The sequence below is a fragment of the Rhodococcus sp. IEGM1428 genome (genome assembly GCF_050321865.1).
Classification (GTDB): domain Bacteria; phylum Actinomycetota; class Actinomycetes; order Mycobacteriales; family Mycobacteriaceae; genus Rhodococcoides.
Genome location: NZ_JBNQFW010000006.1, coordinates 80,327 through 100,396, shown reverse-complemented (window position 1 = coordinate 100,396; position 20,070 = coordinate 80,327). Strand labels below are relative to the sequence as shown.

General features: G+C 62.8%; 17 protein-coding genes. 8 read left to right on the top strand and 9 right to left on the bottom strand.

Features of this window, described 5'->3' with window-relative positions:
• Positions 1 to 74 precede the first annotated feature (74 nt).
• Together ACQR3T_RS23850 and ACQR3T_RS23845 are read right to left on the bottom strand one after the other, a co-directional pair.
• Entirely contained in the window at positions 75 to 1,598 is a 1,524-nt protein-coding gene (locus ACQR3T_RS23850; protein WP_428695237.1) for a sodium:solute symporter family protein, read from the bottom strand.
• Between the two features lie 2 nt (positions 1,599 to 1,600).
• Positions 1,601 to 1,828 (bottom strand): hypothetical protein, encoded by a 228-nt coding sequence (locus tag ACQR3T_RS23845; protein ID WP_428695061.1) that lies wholly within the window; start codon positions 1,826 to 1,828, stop codon positions 1,601 to 1,603.
• A gap of 64 nt (positions 1,829 to 1,892) precedes the next feature.
• Here ACQR3T_RS23845 and ACQR3T_RS23840 point away from each other — a divergent pair, with 64 nt between their 5' ends.
• Positions 1,893 to 3,014, top strand: a complete 1,122-nt coding sequence (locus ACQR3T_RS23840; RefSeq protein WP_428695060.1) for a LacI family DNA-binding transcriptional regulator — start codon at positions 1,893 to 1,895, stop codon at positions 3,012 to 3,014.
• 216 nt (positions 3,015 to 3,230) lie between these two features.
• On the opposite strand, the gene ACQR3T_RS23835 is transcribed toward ACQR3T_RS23840, so the two are convergent.
• Positions 3,231 to 3,899 (bottom strand): TetR/AcrR family transcriptional regulator, encoded by a 669-nt coding sequence (locus tag ACQR3T_RS23835; protein ID WP_428695059.1) that lies wholly within the window; start codon positions 3,897 to 3,899, stop codon positions 3,231 to 3,233.
• 131 nt (positions 3,900 to 4,030) lie between these two features.
• Between ACQR3T_RS23835 and ACQR3T_RS23830 the strand changes: the two genes are divergently transcribed.
• The 4 genes from ACQR3T_RS23830 (at position 4,031) to ACQR3T_RS23815 (ending at position 11,040) form a co-directional block, all read left to right on the top strand.
• Positions 4,031 to 5,674 (top strand): amidohydrolase, encoded by a 1,644-nt coding sequence (locus tag ACQR3T_RS23830; protein WP_428695058.1) that lies wholly within the window; start codon positions 4,031 to 4,033, stop codon positions 5,672 to 5,674.
• On the top strand, positions 5,671 to 7,038 hold the full coding sequence (locus tag ACQR3T_RS23825) for an APC family permease (protein ID WP_428695057.1): 1,368 nt from the start codon (positions 5,671 to 5,673) through the stop codon (positions 7,036 to 7,038). The genes ACQR3T_RS23830 and ACQR3T_RS23825 overlap by 4 nt, the downstream gene beginning before the upstream one ends.
• A gap of 160 nt (positions 7,039 to 7,198) precedes the next feature.
• On the top strand, positions 7,199 to 10,084 hold the full coding sequence (locus ACQR3T_RS23820) for an aminotransferase (protein ID WP_428695056.1): 2,886 nt from the start codon (positions 7,199 to 7,201) through the stop codon (positions 10,082 to 10,084).
• 269 nt (positions 10,085 to 10,353) lie between these two features.
• Positions 10,354 to 11,040 (top strand): trimeric intracellular cation channel family protein, encoded by a 687-nt coding sequence (locus tag ACQR3T_RS23815; RefSeq protein WP_428695055.1) that lies wholly within the window; start codon positions 10,354 to 10,356, stop codon positions 11,038 to 11,040.
• Between the two features lie 206 nt (positions 11,041 to 11,246).
• Here the strand turns inward: ACQR3T_RS23815 and ACQR3T_RS23810 are convergent, their stop codons facing one another.
• Positions 11,247 to 11,432 carry a hotdog domain-containing protein gene (locus ACQR3T_RS23810; protein WP_428695054.1) on the bottom strand — a complete coding sequence of 62 codons (186 nt, stop codon included), beginning with the start codon at positions 11,430 to 11,432 and terminating at the stop codon, positions 11,247 to 11,249.
• A gap of 482 nt (positions 11,433 to 11,914) precedes the next feature.
• On the opposite strand from ACQR3T_RS23810, the gene ACQR3T_RS23805 reads away from it, so the two are divergent.
• From ACQR3T_RS23805 to ACQR3T_RS23795, 3 genes are all read left to right on the top strand, one after another.
• Positions 11,915 to 12,676 carry an IclR family transcriptional regulator gene (locus tag ACQR3T_RS23805; protein ID WP_428695053.1) on the top strand — a complete coding sequence of 254 codons (762 nt, stop codon included), beginning with the start codon at positions 11,915 to 11,917 and terminating at the stop codon, positions 12,674 to 12,676.
• Between the two features lie 100 nt (positions 12,677 to 12,776).
• Positions 12,777 to 13,772 carry a PDR/VanB family oxidoreductase gene (locus ACQR3T_RS23800; RefSeq protein ID WP_428695052.1) on the top strand — a complete coding sequence of 332 codons (996 nt, stop codon included), beginning with the start codon at positions 12,777 to 12,779 and terminating at the stop codon, positions 13,770 to 13,772.
• Positions 13,773 to 13,800: 28 nt separating this feature from the next.
• Entirely contained in the window at positions 13,801 to 15,012 is a 1,212-nt protein-coding gene (locus ACQR3T_RS23795; RefSeq protein WP_428695051.1) for a cytochrome P450, read from the top strand.
• A gap of 68 nt (positions 15,013 to 15,080) precedes the next feature.
• On the opposite strand, the gene ACQR3T_RS23790 is transcribed toward ACQR3T_RS23795, so the two are convergent.
• The 5 genes from ACQR3T_RS23790 to ACQR3T_RS23770 are packed head-to-tail and all read right to left on the bottom strand — an operon-like array spanning position 15,081 to position 20,056.
• Positions 15,081 to 15,671, bottom strand: a complete 591-nt coding sequence (locus ACQR3T_RS23790) for an MBL fold metallo-hydrolase (RefSeq protein ID WP_428695236.1) — start codon at positions 15,669 to 15,671, stop codon at positions 15,081 to 15,083.
• A gap of 59 nt (positions 15,672 to 15,730) precedes the next feature.
• A complete protein-coding gene (locus tag ACQR3T_RS23785) occupies positions 15,731 to 16,816 on the bottom strand; it encodes an S-(hydroxymethyl)mycothiol dehydrogenase (protein ID WP_428695050.1) in 1,086 nt (361 codons plus the stop codon).
• Positions 16,816 to 17,772: a fumarylacetoacetate hydrolase family protein gene (locus ACQR3T_RS23780; RefSeq protein WP_428695049.1), complete on the bottom strand. Its 957-nt coding sequence runs from the start codon at positions 17,770 to 17,772 to the stop codon at positions 16,816 to 16,818. Before ACQR3T_RS23780 ends, ACQR3T_RS23785 begins: the two co-directional genes overlap by 1 nt.
• Positions 17,773 to 17,801: 29 nt before the next feature.
• Positions 17,802 to 19,001, bottom strand: coding sequence for an FAD-dependent monooxygenase (locus tag ACQR3T_RS23775; RefSeq protein ID WP_428695048.1), 1,200 nt, complete (start codon positions 18,999 to 19,001; stop codon positions 17,802 to 17,804).
• Positions 18,998 to 20,056, bottom strand: a complete 1,059-nt coding sequence (locus ACQR3T_RS23770; protein WP_428695047.1) for a cupin domain-containing protein — start codon at positions 20,054 to 20,056, stop codon at positions 18,998 to 19,000. The genes ACQR3T_RS23775 and ACQR3T_RS23770 overlap by 4 nt, the downstream gene beginning before the upstream one ends.
• Positions 20,057 to 20,070 lie beyond the last annotated feature (14 nt).

Genomic DNA, 20,070 nt, shown 5'->3' with positions numbered 1-20,070 from the left:
GTAGACGGTGTCAGCGCCGTCTTCCGGGATGTGTAGGTCGTGTGGATTCAGGGCAGGAATCGTGGGTCGTTTTTTCATGGAATTCTGGTTCCGATCGGGTCGATGTCGACGACGCGGTCGGGTGATTCGCTTTCGGGCTCGTGCAAATGCGCGAACAGTTCGTTCACTCGTGACCGTTCTCGAGGTGATGCTGGAAAAGCGTAAGCACAGCTGACATAGAGCAAAACATTGATGATCAGGGCAGCCACGCCTGACGTGAGGCCACCGAGCCAAGGGATAGACGTCGGGTAGAAGAGCTGCAGGATTGCCGCGGTGGCGAACCCGCCGATCATTCCGGAAATTGCTCCGGCTGCGTTCCCTCGTTTCCAGAAAATACCCAAGAACAGGGTCGGTGCCAGTTGGCAAATTCCCTGGTAGGAAACTAGTGCGAGCGTGATCAGACCGGTCGAAATGTTCACGGTGGCAAAGGCTCCGCCGGCGGCGAGAACGGTCAGGACGAGAACGGCAACCCTTCCGATCTTCGCGTCTGTCACGCGCTCCTGTCGCGCCGCGCCGATGATGTCGTTGGCAGTCATGGTGCCCAGGGCTTGCAGGTTGGCTCCGACGTTGCCCATGGTCGCAGCGACGACGCAGATGCCGGCAATGGTCACCAGCCCTACACCGCCCACTCCGGCGGCGATGAACCAGACGTTGTCCGGTGCCGCGGCCACCTCGGGCATGGAGGACGCCAGGATGGACAGGAGCGTGAGGGCAGTTCCGAAGACCAGCAGTATCGGGGCTGCCTGGGCGGCCGAACGCTTGATGGTCGACGTGCTTCGGGCCGTGAAGAGGCGCACGAAGATGTCCGGCCAGCACCAACCACCGATCGCACCTGTCAGAACCAAGGACATGAGATACATCGGACCCGATGCGCTGCCGGGACCCGGGATCGTGAAGAACTCCGGATCGACCTGATCGAAGCCATGACCGTTCATGAGGAGCCATACCAGAATTCCGAGAATAACTGCCGTGCCGATGAAGTAGGCGAAAATTCCCTGGACCATGTCGCTGATGACAACGCCGCGCATTCCGAAGCGGACGGTCCACACTTGACGAACACCGATGATCACGATTCCGATGACGACAGCGGTAACTCCGCTGACTGTGCCGAACGAGAGGTAAGTGAAGACGAGACCCAACGATTGCATGCCCAAGATCACCCAGGGGAACGATGCGATTATGCCGATGATGGCGGCGATCATGCGAACAGGCTTGGAGTTGTAGCGCAACCCGATGAGATCGGCCTGCGTGCGCAAGTCGAAGCGTTTACCCCACCTGTTGACCGGCTTCGCGAACCAGAACATCAAGACCGCAGCCATGATCGAATAGGGAACGTAGTAGAAACCGATCACACCGGATTCGGCCGCCAGACCCGCGAATGCGATGAAGATCGTCCCGGGTAGCCACGTATTCACGAAAGCCATTGTGCTGTAGAAAGATCCGAAAGAACGACCCGCGGTGGCATAGGTGCTGAACGTGGCATCCTGTTGTTTGGTCTTCTCCAAAACTGCGATTACCAGAAGGAAGAACAGGGCAACGCCGCCGTAGCCGATCAGCATATTCACTGTTGTTCACCCGTCTTGTCGTCGTCCAAACGGACCATGACGAACAGAGACGCCATGACGGCCAGACTCGATCCGACGAAGTATCCGATGGAGGCCCCGGCTCCGTGGGATCCCGCCACCCAGTGGATGGGCGGAAAGAGCAGCAGAATCGCATCGGCCGCCACCAGCGAGGCCAGCCATTTCGTCCGTCGGCCTGGGCCGACGTGGGTTACGGGAATGGACATAGTGTCTGTTCTCCAGAGTCGTGGGGGGAGGGCCCAGAATGTTGCCGGAACGTTCCGGCATCGCATGAGCATGATCCACATCACTCGCGTCGTCAAGTGGGTGAGCGATCGGCGGGGAATCGGGCGGCAGGTACGGTGGCGGTCGTTGCACGGTGAGGGTGCGTCGCTGCACACCCCGTTCTGCCTACACTGGGGTATGCCGAAGACCGCGGTGACCATCGTTGATATTGCGCGCGAGCTCGGGATGTCGAAGACTACGGTGTCCGATGCCCTGATGGGCTCAGGGCGCGTGTCCGAGGCGACTCGTCAGAAAACGCTCCTGGCCGCACAGCGCATGGGATATGTTTCCAACAGGGCCGCTCGTCTACTGCGTCGAAGCCGAACCGGCGCGCTTGGTCTGTACATTCCTGGGCACGTTCGTAACTTGTCTTTCTACATGGACTTCGCTTTCGGGGCTGCGGATGAATCCGCGCTCCAAGATCTCGATTTAACCCTGATAGGCCGAGCGCACAGCAACGCGATTCGTGTCGCGCCGCCTCGAGTCGACGGGCTGATCGCCATCGATGCGCTTGCTGGAGATCCTGTTCTCGAGTCGTTGTTGGCGTCCGACCTCCCGGTGGTGACTGCCGGACGGATGCTCGGTGCCCCGGAGGGCCGCGCTCTCGCTGTGATCGAGGTAGATCACTACACCATGGCCACCACTCTCCTCGACGCAATTCGCGCTGCAGGGGGACACAGACCGGTACTTCTTGGATCGGACGAGAATTTCAGTTCTGCTTACACCGTCGACGTATCTCGCGCTTACGTCGACTGGTGCTCCGAGCGCAACATCGAGCCCATCCAGTTCGCCCTATCAGTGACTCCTACCGATCGACAACTGTCGCAAGCGGTGCGGGACATCGTCAGCCATGGCACCGCCGATGGGTTGATCTCCGTCGCTACGGGCGTTGCGGGTCGCGCCGCACCTGTACTGCAGTCGTTGGGACTGTCTCTGGCAGATGATTTCCATCTCGGCTCTCTTTCGGGCGACCCAACCACCGAGCTCGTCAATCCACACATTCACGCGGTGGATCTGCGTCCACGCGAGTTCGGACATGAGTCCGTCAACTTGTTGAGCGAGGTCATTTCGGGAGAGGCGGCCGAAACCAGCCGAAGAAGCCATCACGCGAAGTTGACTGCCGGCTGACTTGATCCACCGCCGTGCGTACTCGCGAAATTTTGTAGCTGTCCGATCTGGTCGCCGCACTCCAGGGAAGTCGGCTTCGATTACGTCGTGGTGGTCAGCAGCGGCGTGGCCGGCAGCGAATGCAACTTCCGTTGTTGATCTTCGGAATCCGCGGTTCAGTTAGGTCGGGTAGTCCGCGAATGTGCCTACGTCGGTCGCTCCGCCTAGCAAACGTGGTCAGGAGCCCGCGGATTCGGAACCGCCGGACCCGGTCAGCTCGTCGAACAGGTCTTGCAGCCCAATCATGAGCGCTCTGAGGCCCAAAGCGAAGGCGGCGTCGGCCGGCGAGGCAGTTCCCAGCGTGGCGTCGCGTGCCCAGTACGCCGAGGCAAATGCAGGCACCGCGCTCTCGGTGCCACTGGGGTCGAGCATGTCGGGTGGGGCTACGGCGTCCAGCGCCGAACCGAGTACGAACGATTCCACGGCCACGATCACAGGAAGCACCTCGTGCTCCGGCCACCCGGCCCGCACCATGGCGGCGACCACAATGTCGTACATAGCAAGGGTGCGGTGGGCTCCGGTGATGGGCATGGTGGCAAGCAGTGCGATTGTCGGAGGGTGCTTCGCGAAGGCCACGCGGTACGACTGGGCCCATGCGTGTAGTGCAATCTGCCAGGGCTGGGTGGCAAAAGCGCTCACGTCGATGCGATCGCTTACGAGTTCGCGGACGCCCGCGATCACCTCCTCCTTGCCGCGGAAGTGCTTGTAGAGCGCGCTCGGCCGGACGCCGAGGGCCTTGGCGAGTCGCGACATCGTGAAACCCTCTGCGCCGCTGGCGTCGAGCAATTTGAGAGCGGCCTCCGCGATCAGCGGGCGAGTGAGGACGGTGGTGGTGGGGCGTCCCATTCCGCGGGTTGATTGACCAATTTCTCTCGCGCTCTTCCCTTTGGGCACATACAGACCCTACTATCTGACCAACATAAGTGAATATCGTTCACTTATGCCATCGATCTCACCCCACCGCATATGGAGTTGTAATGCCCCTCACCGTCCTGATCAACGGAAAAGTGCTCGCCGGCTACGGCAACGACTCGCTAGAGCAGTGCGCTCTTGCGCTCGAGGACGGCCGGGTGCTTGCGGTCGGAAGCGCCGCAGAGAGCCTGCAAGAGTCGGCAGACGACGTGGTCGATCTGGCCGGCGGGATCCTTGCACCGGCGTTCGGTGACGGGCACGCGCATCCCGTGCAGGGCGGACTCGAGCGCCTCGGTCCACAGCTCCGCGCCTGCGCAAGCGTGGCCGAAATCGTGGCGGAGGTGAAGGCATGGGCCGACGAGCACCCCGATCAGGATTGGATCTACGGCGCGAGTTACGACGCAACCATCGCTCCGGATGGACTCTTCGACGCGCGCTGGCTCGACGACGCCGCCCCCGGTCGCGCCGTGGTGCTACGCGCATGGGATTACCACACGCTTTGGCTCAACTCTGAGGCACTCGACCGCGCCGGTATCACTGCTGAGACGCCCGAGCCGACACTCGGGCGCATCCCTCGCCGAGACGATGGAACGCCCCTGGGCGTACTGCAGGAGCAGGGCGCTGCTGACCTACTGGCCCACGTCGAGCCCGGACGGACCAACGAAGAACGAGTGGATGCGATCGCACTTGCAACAGCGGAGTACGCCTCGCTCGGCGTGGCCTGGGTGCAGGACGCCTGGGTCGAGTCGGCGGACGCTACGGCATATTTGGAGGCGTCGCGCCTCGGGCTGCTGTCCACGCGAGTGAACCTCGCTCTCCGGGCAGACCCGTTGCGGTGGCGCGAGCAAACAGAAGAGTTCTCAGCGATACGTACGCGCGTGCAGGCCCTCGGCGATCCCCTTCTCACAGCATCGACTGTCAAGGTGTTCGTCGACGGCGTGGTGGAGAACCACACGGCCGCGATGCTTGAGCCGTACACCGATGCATCAGGTGACACCGGGCTGCCGAATTGGCGTGAGGATGAACTCGCCGAAGCGGCAATCGCATTCGATCGACTCGGCTTCCAGCTGCACTTGCACGCTATCGGCGACGCAGCCTGCCGCACCGCTCTCGACGTGGTCGAGGCGGTAGAGGTCGCCAACGGCCCACGTGACCGCCGTCCGGTGATTGCCCACGTGCAACTCGCAGCACAGGCCGACCTCGACCGGTTCGCCGGTCTCGGGGTGATCGCCAACTTCGAGCCGCTGTGGGCCCAGCTCGATCCTCCAATGGTCGATCTGACCCTCCCGCGGCTAGGGCCCGTGCGCGGGGGCTCCCAATACCCGATCAGAACTCTGCTGCAGAACGCCCGCATCTCTTTCGGTAGCGACTGGCCTGTGACCTCTCTCGACTGGCGGCCCGGCGTCGCCACCGCGGTCACGCGGCAGACCGCCGACCGAATGCCGGCCGGGGGGTGGACCCCTGCTGAGCGCATCCCTCTCGACGACGCCCTTGTCGCGTACTCGGCCGGGGTGGCGTATCAGGCGTTCGCCGACGACGGACGAAATCCACTCCAGGTGGGCGATCGACCCGACCTGGTGTGGCTCGACCGTGACCCCCGACGTCTCGACCCGCACCGTCTCGACGAGGTGACGGTGCTCGGCACGTGGATCGCAGGAGAACGGCGAACACCCAACTCCCAGCGCAGTACCCGACGAGACGAGGCATGACCGTGATTACCTCCGCAGCCACTGACGAGTCGCGCCTCGAGCGTGTGCTCGGCCCGATGGCCCTGGTGCTGTTCGGGCTGACCTACCTCGCCCCGGTAACCGTATTCACCACCTACGGCATCGTGACCGAGAGAACGGACAACCACTTGCCGGCGTCCTACCTGGTGGCCCTCGTGGCAATGCTCTTCACGGCACTGAGCTATGGGGCGATGGCCCGCCGCTACCCGGTGTCGGGCTCGGCGTACTCCTACAGCCAGCGGGCATTCGGCGGGCACGTGGGGTTCCTCACGGGGTGGACGCTCCTGCTGGATTACCTCTTCCTCCCGATGATCAACTTCCTACTGATCGGGATCTACCTCAATACTCAGTTCCCCGACGTGCCGGCTCGGGTGTTCGTCCTTGCCGCGCTGCTGCTGGTACTGCTGTTCAACGTGCTCGGCATCAAGATGGTGGAACGACTCAACGTGGGCGTCGTGGGGCTTTCGATGCTGCTTGTGGTCGTGTTCGCGACCCTTGCCCTGAAGCAGCTGACGACCGATCCCTCTTCTACAACACCTGGTTTGATCGAGCCGTTCTTGCCAGGCTCCGGCGGACTCGGGCCGATCTTCGCCGGCGCTGCTGTCCTAGCGCTGTCATTCCTCGGTTTCGACGCAGTTTCGACGCTTTCCGAGGAGGCCAAGAGTCCCCGACGCGACATCCCTCGCGCCATACTGCTCACGACACTGATCGGCGGGGCCATCTTCATCGTGGTGTCGTGGCTCGGCGCACTGGTCTACCCCGACTGGAGGGCGTTCTCCAGGCTAGACTCGGCCGGCGTCGACTTGATGGCATCTGTCGGAGGCACCCTGCTCACGTCGTTCTTCGTGGCGGTGTACGTGGTCGGCGCTTTCGGCTCAGGGATGACAACACAGGTCAGTGTCTCGCGCATCCTTTACGCCATGGGTCGCGACGGGGTCCTGCCTCGAGGATTCGCACGGCTGCACACACGTTTCCGTACCCCGTGGGTGGCTGCTGTTGTGGTGTCGGTGATCTCGCTGCTCGCCCTCGTGCTCACTCTCGAAGTTGTCGCGACCCTGATCTCGTACGGTGCCCTCGCCGCATTCTCGATGGTGAACCTCTCGGTCGTTCGCACACATCTGTTCCCCAAGGGCGGTCGTACGGCACCGACTGCAGGCGAGTGGTTGCGTTACGGACTGGTACCTACAGTGGGATTCCTCCTCACGGTGTGGTTGTGGACCTCGCTGACCACCACCACGTACGCGGTCGGAGTGTCCTGGATGGTGGTCGGTGTCATCTATCTAGCGATATTGACCAGGGGATTCCGCCGCCAACCGCCCGCCATGGACTTCACCGAGAGCGAGTAGTGGTCACCTCAGACCGTTCTCGCTCGGTGCCGCCACTTTCCAGGCCCGGAGCGGCCGCTTGTGGACGTGCTCTCGATCGCACGAATTCGGTGCATGTTGCCGTATTCGACCCCTGATTACCCCTCGAACGCATTCGACGACAGATAACGGATCGAAAACCATGGCTGACACAGTGTTCGACTTCTTTGCTCACCCAGGACTCCCTACGCCGGCCCTCGGGCCGGACGAAGTCGTCCAACTCCTCCGAGAAACGTTCGGGCTGCAGTGCACGCTCACCGAGCTGGGAAGTCAGCAGGATCAGAACTTCCTGCTGCACGACGAGGATGCCTCTCCCATCGGGGTTCTCAAATTGTCGAACCCCGTATTCAGTGAGACCGAGATCGAGTTGCAAGACCTCGCGGCCGCCACCGTTGCCGATCGGGAACCGACAGTGCACACCCCGCGCGTGGTCGACGGGCCACGAGGGCCGATGTCCGCGTGGCTGAACACGTCTCGGGGCAGGGTCCACGGCCGCGTCATCGAGTTCATCGCGGGCTCGACCTTGATGGGTTCGGGTTACCTTTCCCCTTCGACGGTCACCCGAATGGGCGAGCTCGCAGGTAAGATCAGCTCCGCGCTGGCCGACGTCCAGCACCCGGCGCAATCGCGCAAGCTGCAGTGGGACCTCCGCTACGCCAGTCGTGTGATCGCGGCACTGCTGCCGGACGAGTCCGATGCCGATGTTTACGACATCGCCTCGTCGGTCACCGCCTCGGCCGCAGAAATCCTGAGGCCTATCTCGTCGCGATTGCCCGTTCAGCTCGGTCATTTCGACATCACGGACGACAACGTGATCGCGGACCGAACCCCGGGCGCATTGCCGGACGCCGTAATCGATTTCGGCGACGTCGCGCAGTCGTGGGCGGTGAACGAGATTGCGGTCACGGTCTCGTCGCTTCTGCACCATGACGGGTTCACTCCTGCGCATGCCCTGCCGGCGATCCAGGCCTTTCACGGAATTCGCCCGCTCGACGAGAACGAGATCGACGCACTGTGGCCTCTCGTTGCGCTGCGCGGGGTGGTTCTGGTTCTCAGCGGCCGGCAGCAAGTTCGCCTCGATGCCGAAAACTCCTACGCCGACGCAGCACTCGATCGCGAGTTCCGCATCCTCGAGCAAGCAGCGTCGATCCCCTTCGAGGTCATGGGCCAAATAACCCGTCATGCACTGGGTTTCGCACCCCGCGCACACCCCGTATGGGACAAAGCGCCACTCCTGCGTAACCTCGGCACCACCGAGGTTCTCGATGCCGCAACCACTTCGCCGCTCAACGACGAGGGACGCTGGCTCCACCCGAACACGCTCACCGACGCCGCGCTGGCCGCCCTGAATGCAGGAGCATCCTCAGTGGTGGCCCCGGCGTGGTCCGCACAACTGACCGGTGCCCCGTCCCGCACACCCTTCGCACCCGCGACCGTGCCCACTGCACTCACCCTGTGGCTCGCGCACGACACGGCGATCGTTGTTCCTTCCGGTGGCTGCCTCAGCCTCGTCGATCACGGGGTGAGCCTCTCCACGGACCAACACATCGTCCACTTCACCGGCATCGAGGATTCGGCTGCGGAACGAGGTCTGCTTCCCGCACACACACCGATCGACATCCAGTTCACCCGGATCGATGCGGGCGCGGTACCACTCCGAGTCGAGTCCAGGTACGCAGACGGGTGGCGCGCTCTGGCCGGCGATCCTTCGCCCATTGTCGGGATGCCCGCTGCGAACGCCGAACAGGACGACGACACCCTCGAACGCCGCGAATGCGTGGTCGCGGAGGTGCAGGAGTATTACTACGCCCGTCCCCCCCGCATCGAACGCGGCTGGCGCGAATACCTCGTCGACACAGACGGGCGCGTGTACCTCGACATGGTAAACAATGTCGCCTCGGTCGGGCACGCTCACCCGAAAATCGCCGAGGCAGCACATCGACAGCTTCGCCTGTTGAATACCAACTCGCGCTTCAACTATCGGGCCATCACCGAATTCGCTGAACGTATCTCCGCAACTCTCCCCGAGGAGCTGGACACCGTATTCTTTGTCAACTCCGGTTCGGAAGCAACGGATCTCGCCATTCGAGTGGCGATGGCGGCCACGGGGCGCACGGACATGGTCGCGATGCGGGAGGCATACCACGGGTGGACCTACGCCAGCGACGCCGTCTCGACGTCCGTCGCCGACAACCCCAACGCGCTGGCAACCCGACCCGGTTGGGTTCACACCGTCGACGCGGCTAATTCCTACCGCGGAGTCCACCGGGGTTCCGATGCTGCCCGCTACGCCCCTGAGGCCGTTCAGGTCATCGATGACCTCACCGCAGCCGGAACACCCCCCGCTGGATTCATCTGCGAGCCGTACTTCGGCAACGCCGGCGGGGTCGCGCTACCCGACGGTTACCTTCAGCAGGTCTACGCGGCCGTGCGCAGGCACGGCGGCGTGGTGATCTCCGACGAAGTGCAGGTGGGTTATGGACGGCTCGGAGACTGGTTCTGGGGTTTTCAGCAGCAACAAGCAGTCCCCGACGTGGTTGCCGTGGCCAAATCCATCGGGAGCGGACAACCGATCGGTGCCGTCATCACACGTCGCGAGATTGCTGATCGCTACCGCGAAGGGGGATACTTCTTCTCCTCGACAGGCGGGTCACCGCTCTCCTCCGTGATCGGTCTCGCGGTCCTCGACATCATCGAGCAAGAGGGCCTGCAGCTCAACGCGAGCGTGGTCGGCGGACACCTGAAATCGAGGCTGGAGTCGCTTGCCGACAAGCACCCCGTCGTAGGCATCGTACACGGCTCCGGCCTGTACCTTGGCCTCGAATTCGTACGCGACCGAACCACTTTGGAGCCCGCAACCGAAGAGACAGAGGCCATCTGCGATCGCCTCCTCGAGCTGGGCGTCATCATGCAACCCACCGGGGACTACCAGAACGTACTGAAAATCAAGCCTCCCCTGTGTGTCTCGCGGGAGTCGGTTGACTATTTCGTCGACTCCCTGGACCGTGTCCTCACCACGGGTTGGTGAGGACACGGTCAGAAGTGCCTCACCGATGCGAGCGACGCCGGGCACGTGTGCATGGACGTACATCTCGGCCTCTTTGACGAAGACTTGCTCTCGATTTGTCAGCGCTAACTACTTTTTGACTGCTCCGACGCGGGCGAGTTGTATCGAACTGGCTGCACGCAAATCAGTTCAGCACCCTGCGGACTTCGCGAGCTGTCTCGCGTAGCCCGCAATTGCACGTTCCTGCGAAGCAACTGAGCCGAGGCGCGAGTCTCACCCAGGGAGATTCTTTGAATATCGAGCAGTTTTCCATCCCACTCTGGGCTGACCTCGCAGCAGTATCGATCGGGGCTCTCCAAGGCGCGATGTTCGCCGCCAAATTCCATGACCGACGGATCGACCTACTCGGCATAGTGCTGGTCGGCACATTCACTGGACTCGGCGGCAGCCTGATACGTGATGGCTTCCTTAACTCGACCATGGCTGCGCTGACGAACAACTGGTACCTGACCAGTGCGCTCGTGGCAGCCCTGGGCGGCATGCTTTTGGAACGCATGTTCTCGAAGATCGACGGGGTAGTCATTGCGCTCGACGCGATGACCGTGGGGCTTTACGCGGCAATCGGCATGACCAAGGCTCTTGGAAACGGATTGCCCGTTGTCCCGTCCATCTTCATCGGCGTTGCCGCGGCCGTGGGGGGATCAGCACTGCGCGACGTCTTTCTCGGATTGCCGATCGCATTGATGCAAGTAGGTTCTCTGTACGCCGTCGCGGCGTTGTCGGGAACCGTCGCTTTACTGCTGGTCGTCGGTGTAGGAGGTTCAGTCGTCCCAGGTGCAATCGCGTGCGCAGTGGTGACAACCACTGTTCGATTGTGCGCGGTGAAATTCGGATGGACTTTGCCACAGCAACGCGCACTGGCGGTTAGTCGGCGTAGGCACGAACGTGGGCGCAGAAGACAAGGCCGCTCTCAGTAATGAGTACGTTCACGGAAAATGGAGAGCGATTCGATACGCGAACGTAGGTCAGCGTAAAGGGGCGACCCAGAGCTGGCGACGGTGGGCCAACTGCCTTGCGTTGCCGGTGTGCAGTCGTAGTAAGAACTTGACCTAGAGCAGGCAGAGCCCCAATGACCGGAAGTGATCACCGGTTGTCGAGACAGAGGCACCCGGCGCCCGCTGAATCAGCCGCTTGGGGTCGAACGGAATGCGCCCTGCGCTGCCAGTTGTCGCTCTCGTCCCTCGAACGCCTCACCCCAGATCGAGAACTCGAATCGCATCGACGACGACCCCAGGTGCGCGATATCGAGGTCCGTCGTAACTTCCTGTCCGAAATGCAGCGGTGCGTGGAAATCGACTTCGTACCGCACTCGTGGGCTACCGGGAAATAGCCGACGAACCGGATGACTGTGCTGTTGTGGTAGATGCCTGCGGCATCGGTGTCCACCCATTCGACCCGGCCCGTCAGCGAGAAAGTCATGCTGGCACTGTACTTCTCGGGCACCAACGCGCATTGCCGGCGTTCCCGGAACAGTCCCACGCAACGGCGGGTGCGACGGCAACGACCTTGGACTTGACATGTTCAACAGTCGGTGGCCTTTGATAGGTGTCGATTCGAAATATTCGAGACGCGGCGCGAAGGGGACGTCGAGACCGGGGTCCGACGCTGCCCCGGCGATGTGCCCTCGACCATGATCCCGCGTACGGGAGGCAGCGAATTTCGCTACCGTCACCACCGTGAAACTGGTAAATGCCGTTTTCAGTGTACGTTGCGTGATCTGCTGAAGCGAAGAAGTTACGCAATATGAAGAAGCTAGGGTGGGCTGTATCCCCAGAAGCGAGGTGAGGCGCTGTGTCGCGAGTTGCTACTGGTGAGTCCGTGTTGGCTCGTGGGGTCCGAGTGATCGAGTCCTTCGCCCTCGATGATCGAACACTGACCGTTACTGACATCGCACGGCGGTCCGGCTTGCATATTGCAACTGCTTCTCGGTTGATCGAGGAACTGGTTGGCGCGGGTTGGCTCGAGCGCGAGGGCAGAAATCTCCGCATCGGCGTTCGGCTATGGGAAGTCGTGTCCAGGGCTTCTCCGACGGTCGGGTTGCGCCAGGCCGCAATGCCGTTCATGGAGGATCTGCACGCGGTGATCGGTCAGCATACTCAGTTGGGGGTAATGGAGGGCGGCGAAGTGTTGTTCGTCGAGCGGCTCACGGCACCGGATGCGGTGGTGAACTATTCGAGAATCGCCGGCCGGCTTCCGGTACACGCGTCGTCCTCCGGCCTGGTTTTGTTGGCGTATTCGCCGCAGGAGCAGCAAGAGCGCGCGATCAGTGGACCGTTGAAGGTATTCACCGATCAGACATTGCGCACGAGTCGGGAACTTCGGACCGTCTTGGCTGAAGTGCGGCGGCAGGGCTTCGCGTTCTGTGCCGGCCACATCTACCCCGAGACCACAGGAATTGCTGTGCCGGTGCGGAATTCCGATCAGACGGTCGTTGCCGCGTTGTCGGTCATCGTCCCCAACGACGACGCCGCGCGGTCGCTGATACCTGCCCTGCAAGCGGCGGGTCGCGGTGCCTCTCGCGTGATGTCTACCTCCGCATCCGAGCGTTCGTGACCGGCAACACAAAAATGCTCTCAATGGTTGAGAATGCCGTAGCGGGTACCGCGGCGTAGGGGTGATTCTCGATCTACACACGAGATCGAGGAGCTGCAGAATGGCTGAGAGCACCGCGTACGTCGACACGGCCGGAGACTGCGCCGAGACACATGTTGACTCCGCATTGACAGTGACAGCGAAAGAGGTTGTCTCGCAAAGCGTTATGGCGCTGAAATTGAGTCATCCCACCGGCAGGCGTCTGCCGGATTGGGCACCGGGCGCGCATATCGATCTGATTCTGCCGACAGGTGTGACCCGTCAGTATTCGTTGTGCGGGGATCGGTGGGATCCGCGCAGCTACCGCATCGGTGTCCTGCGTGAACCTGCCGGACGAGGTGGGTCTGTCTACGTCCACGACGTACTGGCGGTCGGTGATTCGATCGGGATAGGCGGCCCACGGAATAACTTTCCCTTGGTTCCTGCCCCGAAGTACTTGTTCATTGCTGGGGGCATCGGCATCACGCCGTTGATTCCGATGATCGCGCAGGCCGAGTTGATGGGTATCGAGTGGAACCTGCTCTACGGTGGCCGCACTCGAACCTCGATGGGTTTTCTCGACGAACTTGACGTCTACGGGGACCGTGTGGTGCTCGCCCCGCAGGACGAGGTCGGATTGCTCGATTTGCCGACCTTTCTGAGATCCGCAGCCGCCGATGACACCAAGGTCTACGTGTGCGGCCCCGAACCGCTCCTCGAGGCCGTCGAAACCGGTTGCACCGACTGGCCGGTGGGCAAGTTGCGCCTGGAACGTTTCGTTCCCAAACCGCAGTCCGCGCCGGTGCGGACCGATCCGTTCGAGCTCGAACTCGCTCGTTCCGGCCTCGTGGTCACTGTGACCCCTGACGGCAGCGTTCTCGACGCTGTTCACAAGGCCGGCGTCAACGTCCTGTCCTCCTGCCGCGAGGGTACGTGCGGAACATGCGAGACAACGGTATTGGCGGGGCAGCCCGACCACCGAGATTCGGTCCTCGACGATTCCGAACGCGATAGCGCCGACTGCATGTTCATCTGCGTGTCCCGATCCTGCTCCGACCGCCTCGTCCTCGATCTCTGACACTTCCCACATACAAGGAACACCCCACATGAGCACTGCAGTCCCGACCATCGATGCACCGGTCAGCCACGCCGACCCCTTCGCACTCGACGTGCTGCACGACCCGCTACCGTTCCAATCCGCTCTGCGCGATGCCGGACCGGTGGTCTACCTCGACCGTTACGACGTCTTCGCGATGGGCCGTTACGAACAAGTTCATGCTGCACTCACCGACTGGCAGGGCTTTCAGTCCGCCGCGGGAGTCGGGCTGAGCAACTTCCGGTACGAAACTCCCTGGCGACCACCGAGTTTGCTACTCGAGACCGACCCTCCGCACCACGACGCTCCACGCGCAGTGCTCAGCAAGGTCCTCGGGCCGCGGGCCCTGACCAAGCTGCGCACGTCCTGGATGGTCGACGCGGAAATCCTCGTCGACCAGGTTCTCGACGAGCACACCGAATTCGACGCTGTGCGCGCACTCGCCGCAGCATTCCCGCTACGCGTGTTTCCCGACGCAGTCGGAATTCCGGACTCCGGGCGAGAGAACCTACTGCCGTACGGAGATCATGTGTTCAATGCCTTCGGGCCTGTGAATTCGTTGGTGGAGAGGGGCGCTCCTCGCGTTGTGGAAATGTCGGGCTGGGTCAATTCTCAATGCACACGTGATGTACTTTCCGAGGATGGGTTCGGTGCGCAGATATGGGCGGCGGCCGACCGTGGGGACATCACGCACGAGCAAGCCCCGCTGATCGTGCGTTCGCTGCTGTCGGCGGGCGTCGACACGACGGTCAACGGATTGGCCGCAATCCTGTATGCCTTCGCCAACAATCCACTTCAGTGGGCGCGATTGCGTGAAAATCCCTCGGCGCTGGCCAAGACGGCCTTCGACGAAGCCGTGCGGTGGGAGTCACCGGTTCAGACGTTCTTTCGGACTGCGACCTCCGACATAGAGATCGAGGGCACGGTCATTCCAGATGGACGCAAGGTACTGATGTTTCTAGGCTCTGCGAACCGCGACCCGCGCCGGTGGGCAGATCCCGATGTATTCGACATATCGCGAAACCCATCAGGACACGTCGGCTACGGAATGGGAATTCACCAATGCGTCGGCCAGCACGTCGCGCGACTCGAAGCCGAGGCTCTCCTGACGGCGATTGCTGCACGCGTCGAGACCATCGAACCCATTGCACCGGCTACACGGCACCTGAACAACACATTGCGGTCGTGGGAATCGATTCCCATCCGCGTCACTCTGAGCTAGAGGAGGCCGTGTAGCAATCCCGCCCGGTGCAGGAGCGCCGGACGGGATTGCACTGGTCCAACAATGGTTCAGGATCCGCGGGCGATCCAATCGGCGAGGTGGGGTGATTCGGTGCCGATGGTGGTGCTGTTGCCGTGTCCAGTCAGAACGGTGGTCTCTTCAGGCAGGGCGAAGATACGGTCGCGGATGGATCCGATGATGGTGGGGAAGTCGGAGTACGACCTTCCGGTGGCACCGGGGCCGCCGGAGAAGAGGGTGTCTCCGGAGAACAGGACACCGACCTCGGGGAGATAGAGGCAGACCGAGCCGGGGGAGTGTCCGGGGGTGTGGATGACGTGAATGTCGGTGCCGGCGATGGCGATTCGTTGGTGGTCGTCGAGGGTCCAATGGACGACGACGGGGTGGGTCTGCTTCCACAGGACGTCGTCACCGGGGTGCAGCAGAATCGGGGCGTGGAGCTCGTGTCCGAGTTCGGGAGCGACAGTGACGTGGTCATTGTGCCCGTGGGTGCAGATCACCGCGTTGACGTGTCGTCCGGCGACGGCGTCGATGATCGGGGCGGCGGTGTGGGCGGCGTCGATGACGACGACGTCGGTGTCGTCACCGATGAGGTAGATGTTGTTCTGCACTTCCCATTCGCCGCCGTCGAGAGCAAACATCCCTGAGGTGACGACTCGTTCGATCCGCAGTCCGCCTGCGTCGACGAGTGTTTCGACAGTCACAGGACCACAACCGAACGCAGGATCGTGCCGTCGTGCATGGCGGTGAACGCGGCCTCGATATCGCCGAGTCCGATGCGTTCGGTGACGAACTTCTCGAGCGGTAACCTGCCCTGTTGGTACAAATCCACGAGCATCGGGAAGTCACGTTCGGGCAAGCAGTCGCCGTACCAGGACGACTTCAATGATCCACCGTGGGAGAAGAAGTCGATCATCGGCATCTCGACGCGCATGTCGGGGGTGGGGACACCGACGAGGACGACGGTGCCGGCGAGGTCGCGACTGTAGAAGGCCTGCTTCCATGTCTCCGGACGCCCGACGGCGTCGATGACGACGTCGGCACCGTGGCCGTCGGTGAGATCTTTGACGGCGTCGATGGGCGCGGTGTGGGAGGCGTTGACGGTGTGGGTGGCACCGAGTTCTTTTGCCCAGGCGAGTTTGGTGTCGTCACGGTCGATGGCGATGATGATCGATGCTCCGGCCAAGGCGGCACCCGCGATGGCGGCATCTCCGACGCCGCCGCAGCCGATCACTGCGACGGAATCTCCGCGGGAGATGTTGCCGGTGTTGACCGCTGCTCCGAGGCCGGCCATGATTCCGCAGCCGAGGAGCCCGACGACGGCGGGGTCGGCGGTGGGGTCGACTTTGGTGCACTGTCCTTCGTGGACGAGTGTTTTGTCGGCGAACGCCCCGATCCCCAGGGCGGGGGTGAGTTCGGTGCCGTCGGTGAGGGTCATTTTCTTCGAGGCGTTGTGGGTGTCGAAGCAGTACCACGGGCGCCCGCGCTTGCAGGCACGGCATTCCCCACAAACAGCGCGCCAATTGAGGACGACGAAGTCTCCGACGGACACGTGGGTGACGGCGTCACCGATGGTGTCGACTATTCCGGCGGCTTCGTGGCCGAGTAGGAACGGGAATTCGTTGTTGATGCCGCCGTTGCGGTAGGTGAGGTCGGTGTGGCAGACCCCGCAGGCCTGCACCTTCACGATGACGTCGTGGGGGCCGGGGTCGGGGATGACGATGTCGACGAGTTCGACGACGGCATCTTTGGATCGTGCGATGATGCCGCGCACGGTGTGGGTCATCACGGTGCCTTGGTGCTGGTGGAGGCGAAATCGGAGGAAGCTCGGGCGCGGACCGGGGTGACCGCGGCCGGCGGTTTGGGGCCGCGTGTCGCCCCCTTGGTCGGACACGCGACCGCGCCGAGGGCACTCACCTTCACTGTCAGTGCGCCGATACGGTCGATGGCGACCGAGACGGTATCGCCATCGACGATCTGGCCGATTCCGGCGGGGGTGCCGGTGGTGATGATGTCGCCGGGGTGCAGCGTCATGACGGAGGAGGCGTAGGCGATGAGTTCCGGCACGCCCCAGATGAGGTCGGAGATGTCGGCGTCCTGGCGCAGATTTTCACCGACAGTGGTTCTCAGTTGCAAGGCACCGAGTTCGCCGACCTCGTCCGGGGTCACCAGATACGGCCCGACGGGTGTGAAGGTGTCGAAAGATTTTCTAGTGGACCGGTCTTCGCCGCCGCGCATCGTGATGTCGAGTAGGCAGGTGTACCCGGCGACCGAGCCCAAGGCCTCGGCGACCGCGACGTTCCGGGTGGTGCGTCCGATGACGAGGGCAAGCTCCCCCTCTTGGTCGAAGCGTCTGTCGGTGTAGGGCAGGGTGATCGTGCTTCCGTGGCCGATCACCGAGGAGGGGGCTTTGAGGAAGACGCCCAACGAGTCGATGTGATGGTCCTCCATCATTTCTGCTTGGTGATCGCGGTAGTTGACCGGTGCAGCAATGACTTTGGTGGGATCGGGCACGATCGGATCGTATGCGACAGTGCTGATGTCGATCCGGTCCAGTCCGTCGAAGTCGTTGGTGCTGAACGACAGTCGTCCGTCGGTGGCGTGCAACAGCGCCCGCATCGGGCTCAATCCTGCCGGTGCGGAGTGATGTGCGAGTGGGGTGATGTCGATGATGGTTGCATCTGATTCGAGCACGCCGATTCCCTGGGTGCCCTGTGCGCTTCTGAAGCTGACGAATTTCATGGAATGTCCTTCTGGTCAGTGTGCGGTGGTCAGGATCCGGTGACGTCCAATTCTTCGGGGCGGTCGGCGTAGAGCCAGTCCAAGTCGGTGTAGTCGTCGTCTGCTCGTGTTCGGAACACTCGGTTGCGTAGCGCGAGCATCGCTGGATCGCTGGTGTGCCAGGTACGTCCCCAGGGCCGAGCTACGGTCTGACATTTGTTGGTGAGGGGGACTCGTAGTTCTTCGAATCGCTTGAAGGCGCGTACTGCGTCTCCCGGATGGGCGGCGAGCGAATTGGACAGCACCAGTGCATCTTCGAGCGCCTGGCAGGCTCCCTGCCCCAGATATTGCAGCATCGCGTGGGCGGCATCGCCGATGAGGACGGTGTGCGGGGTCGTCCAGGTCGGCATGGGGTCGCGGTCGAAGACCGGCCACGCTCGACTGGTGTCGATCTGTTCGATCGCGTCCTTGACTGCGGAGCAGGCAGGTGCGAACATTTCGGCGAGTTCGTCGGCGTCGCCCCAATCGTCGCGTCCTGCCGCGAAGCGGGGGCTTTCGTAGACCGCAACTTGGTTGTACAGCTCGCCGCGTCGGACGGGGTACTGCATCAGGTGGATACCGGGGCCCATCCACAGCACGACGTCTTCGGTTGCGGCGTCGGTGTGTACGTCGGCGATGTCGATTGCGCCGCGGTGAGCGATGTGTCCGCTGAAGACAGGTTCGGCGGTGTCGAGTAGTTGTCGTACGCGTGATTTGATGCCGTCCGCACCGATCAGGACGTCGGCGGTGTATTCGTCACCGTCGGCGAATCGGGTGATCGCGTGGTCGGAGTGTTCGACGACTTCGACGACGGTGCGGTTGTTCTCCAGTGTCACCCGAGGTTCGCGTTGGCAGGCGTGCAGCAGGAGCGTGAGGACGTCGCTGCGGTGCGCCACGAGGTAGGGGTAGCCGTATCGGGCGATGAAGCTGGGTCCGAAGTCGAGTCTGGTCAGCACCTCGGACGTCACGGCGTCGCGGATGATGCCGCTCCGCGGATGCACGGCGATGTCGGAGAGCTCGTTCAACAGTCCGAGGCGGTCGAGCGCTCGGGTGGCGTTCGGTCCGATCTGTAGCCCTGCACCGATTTCGGTGAATTCCGGTGCCTGCTCGACCAGGTGTACCTCGGTTCCGGATCGTGCGAGTGCCAGGGCGGTGGCCAATCCGCCGATCCCGCCGCCGACCACGAGTGTGGCGAAGTGTGTGGTGGTCATGGTGCTACCTGCTCACTGCGATAGAGCGACAGCGCTTCGAGTATCGGTGCGTCGCTGGTGGTAAAGATGTCGAGAGCCGTTGTGGCGCAGAGTGTGTGGGTAGCCCAGGATGGCACGACGAAGATGTCACCCTCTGCGATCGTGTAGGTTCGGTCGGCGATGTCGACGGTGCCCGAACCGTCGAGTACTGCGCACACCCTCGATCCGGTTTGGCGGTCGGTGACCGTGCGTGTGCCGGCGGTTGTGCGGCGCATCTCGCACCGCAGGGTCGGCATGACATCGCGGTCGCGGGTGGGGTCGCGGAAGCGAAGTTGCGCGTCTCCGGTGTCCGACAGCTCGAGTAGTGCCGTGAGAGCAGCATCGGTCTCGGCCCATCGGTACACCATCAGGGGGGAATGTGCGCGTTCGTGGGGGTGCGCAGACCCGTTCGCGGGCACAAGCCCTGCGCCTTGTCCGTAGCGCCGCTCCGAGGACGACCGTGGTGCTGTCGAGCGGTCCGCGTCTTCGCTCGGCCCTGCTTCGAAGAAGACCGCGTCCAGTCCCGCCACCACAGGTAGGTCGAGAACGTCGAGCCACATCATCGATTGAGATCCAGGGTTGTGGTGTTCGTGGAACGCCCATGCGGGCGTGAGTACGAGATCGCCGCGCGCCATCGTCACGGGATCGCCGTCGAGGACGGTATAAACTCCGTCCCCGTCGAGGATGAAGCGCAGTGCCGATGGCGAATGCCGGTGTGCCGGTGCCACTTCACCGCCTTGCAGAAACTGCACTGCGGCCCAGAGGGTGGACGAGACGTACGGTGCGCCCGCCAGACCTGGGTTCGCCAGTGCCAGGACCCGACGGTCACCGCCCCGGTCGATGGGAACGAGTTCGCCGGAGCGCTGAGCTAGTTTTTGCAGGTCCCCGGCGGTCCACCGATGCGGGAGCGTCTTCACGGTCGGGGTTGGGGTGAGCAGTCCGCGCATCTCCCACAGTGGCTGAAGGTCGTGCTCTGCGATGTCACGGTAGAACCCGTCGAGGTCGTCGTCGTCGGATCTGTATCTCGTCGTGCTCATGAGCACCTCTTTCC

What these genes read in the sequence shown, in the direction of transcription:
- ACQR3T_RS23850 (WP_428695237.1), bottom strand. Translation starts at nt 1,598, where the DNA reads ATGCTGATCGGCTACGGCGGCGTTGCCCTGTTCTTCCTTCTGGTAATC.
- ACQR3T_RS23845 (WP_428695061.1), bottom strand. Translation starts at nt 1,828, where the DNA reads ATGTCCATTCCCGTAACCCACGTCGGCCCAGGCCGACGGACGAAATGG.
- ACQR3T_RS23840 (WP_428695060.1), top strand. Translation starts at nt 1,893, where the DNA reads ATGAGCATGATCCACATCACTCGCGTCGTCAAGTGGGTGAGCGATCGG.
- ACQR3T_RS23835 (WP_428695059.1), bottom strand. Translation starts at nt 3,899, where the DNA reads ATGGGACGCCCCACCACCACCGTCCTCACTCGCCCGCTGATCGCGGAG.
- ACQR3T_RS23830 (WP_428695058.1), top strand. Translation starts at nt 4,031, where the DNA reads ATGCCCCTCACCGTCCTGATCAACGGAAAAGTGCTCGCCGGCTACGGC.
- ACQR3T_RS23825 (WP_428695057.1), top strand. Translation starts at nt 5,671, where the DNA reads ATGACCGTGATTACCTCCGCAGCCACTGACGAGTCGCGCCTCGAGCGT.
- ACQR3T_RS23820 (WP_428695056.1), top strand. Translation starts at nt 7,199, where the DNA reads ATGGCTGACACAGTGTTCGACTTCTTTGCTCACCCAGGACTCCCTACG.
- ACQR3T_RS23800 (WP_428695052.1), top strand. Translation starts at nt 12,777, where the DNA reads ATGGCTGAGAGCACCGCGTACGTCGACACGGCCGGAGACTGCGCCGAG.
- ACQR3T_RS23795 (WP_428695051.1), top strand. Translation starts at nt 13,801, where the DNA reads ATGAGCACTGCAGTCCCGACCATCGATGCACCGGTCAGCCACGCCGAC.
- ACQR3T_RS23790 (WP_428695236.1), bottom strand. Translation starts at nt 15,671, where the DNA reads ATGTTTGCTCTCGACGGCGGCGAATGGGAAGTGCAGAACAACATCTAC.
- ACQR3T_RS23785 (WP_428695050.1), bottom strand. Translation starts at nt 16,816, where the DNA reads ATGACCCACACCGTGCGCGGCATCATCGCACGATCCAAAGATGCCGTC.
- ACQR3T_RS23780 (WP_428695049.1), bottom strand. Translation starts at nt 17,772, where the DNA reads ATGAAATTCGTCAGCTTCAGAAGCGCACAGGGCACCCAGGGAATCGGC.
- ACQR3T_RS23775 (WP_428695048.1), bottom strand. Translation starts at nt 19,001, where the DNA reads ATGACCACCACACACTTCGCCACACTCGTGGTCGGCGGCGGGATCGGC.
- ACQR3T_RS23770 (WP_428695047.1), bottom strand. Translation starts at nt 20,056, where the DNA reads ATGAGCACGACGAGATACAGATCCGACGACGACGACCTCGACGGGTTC.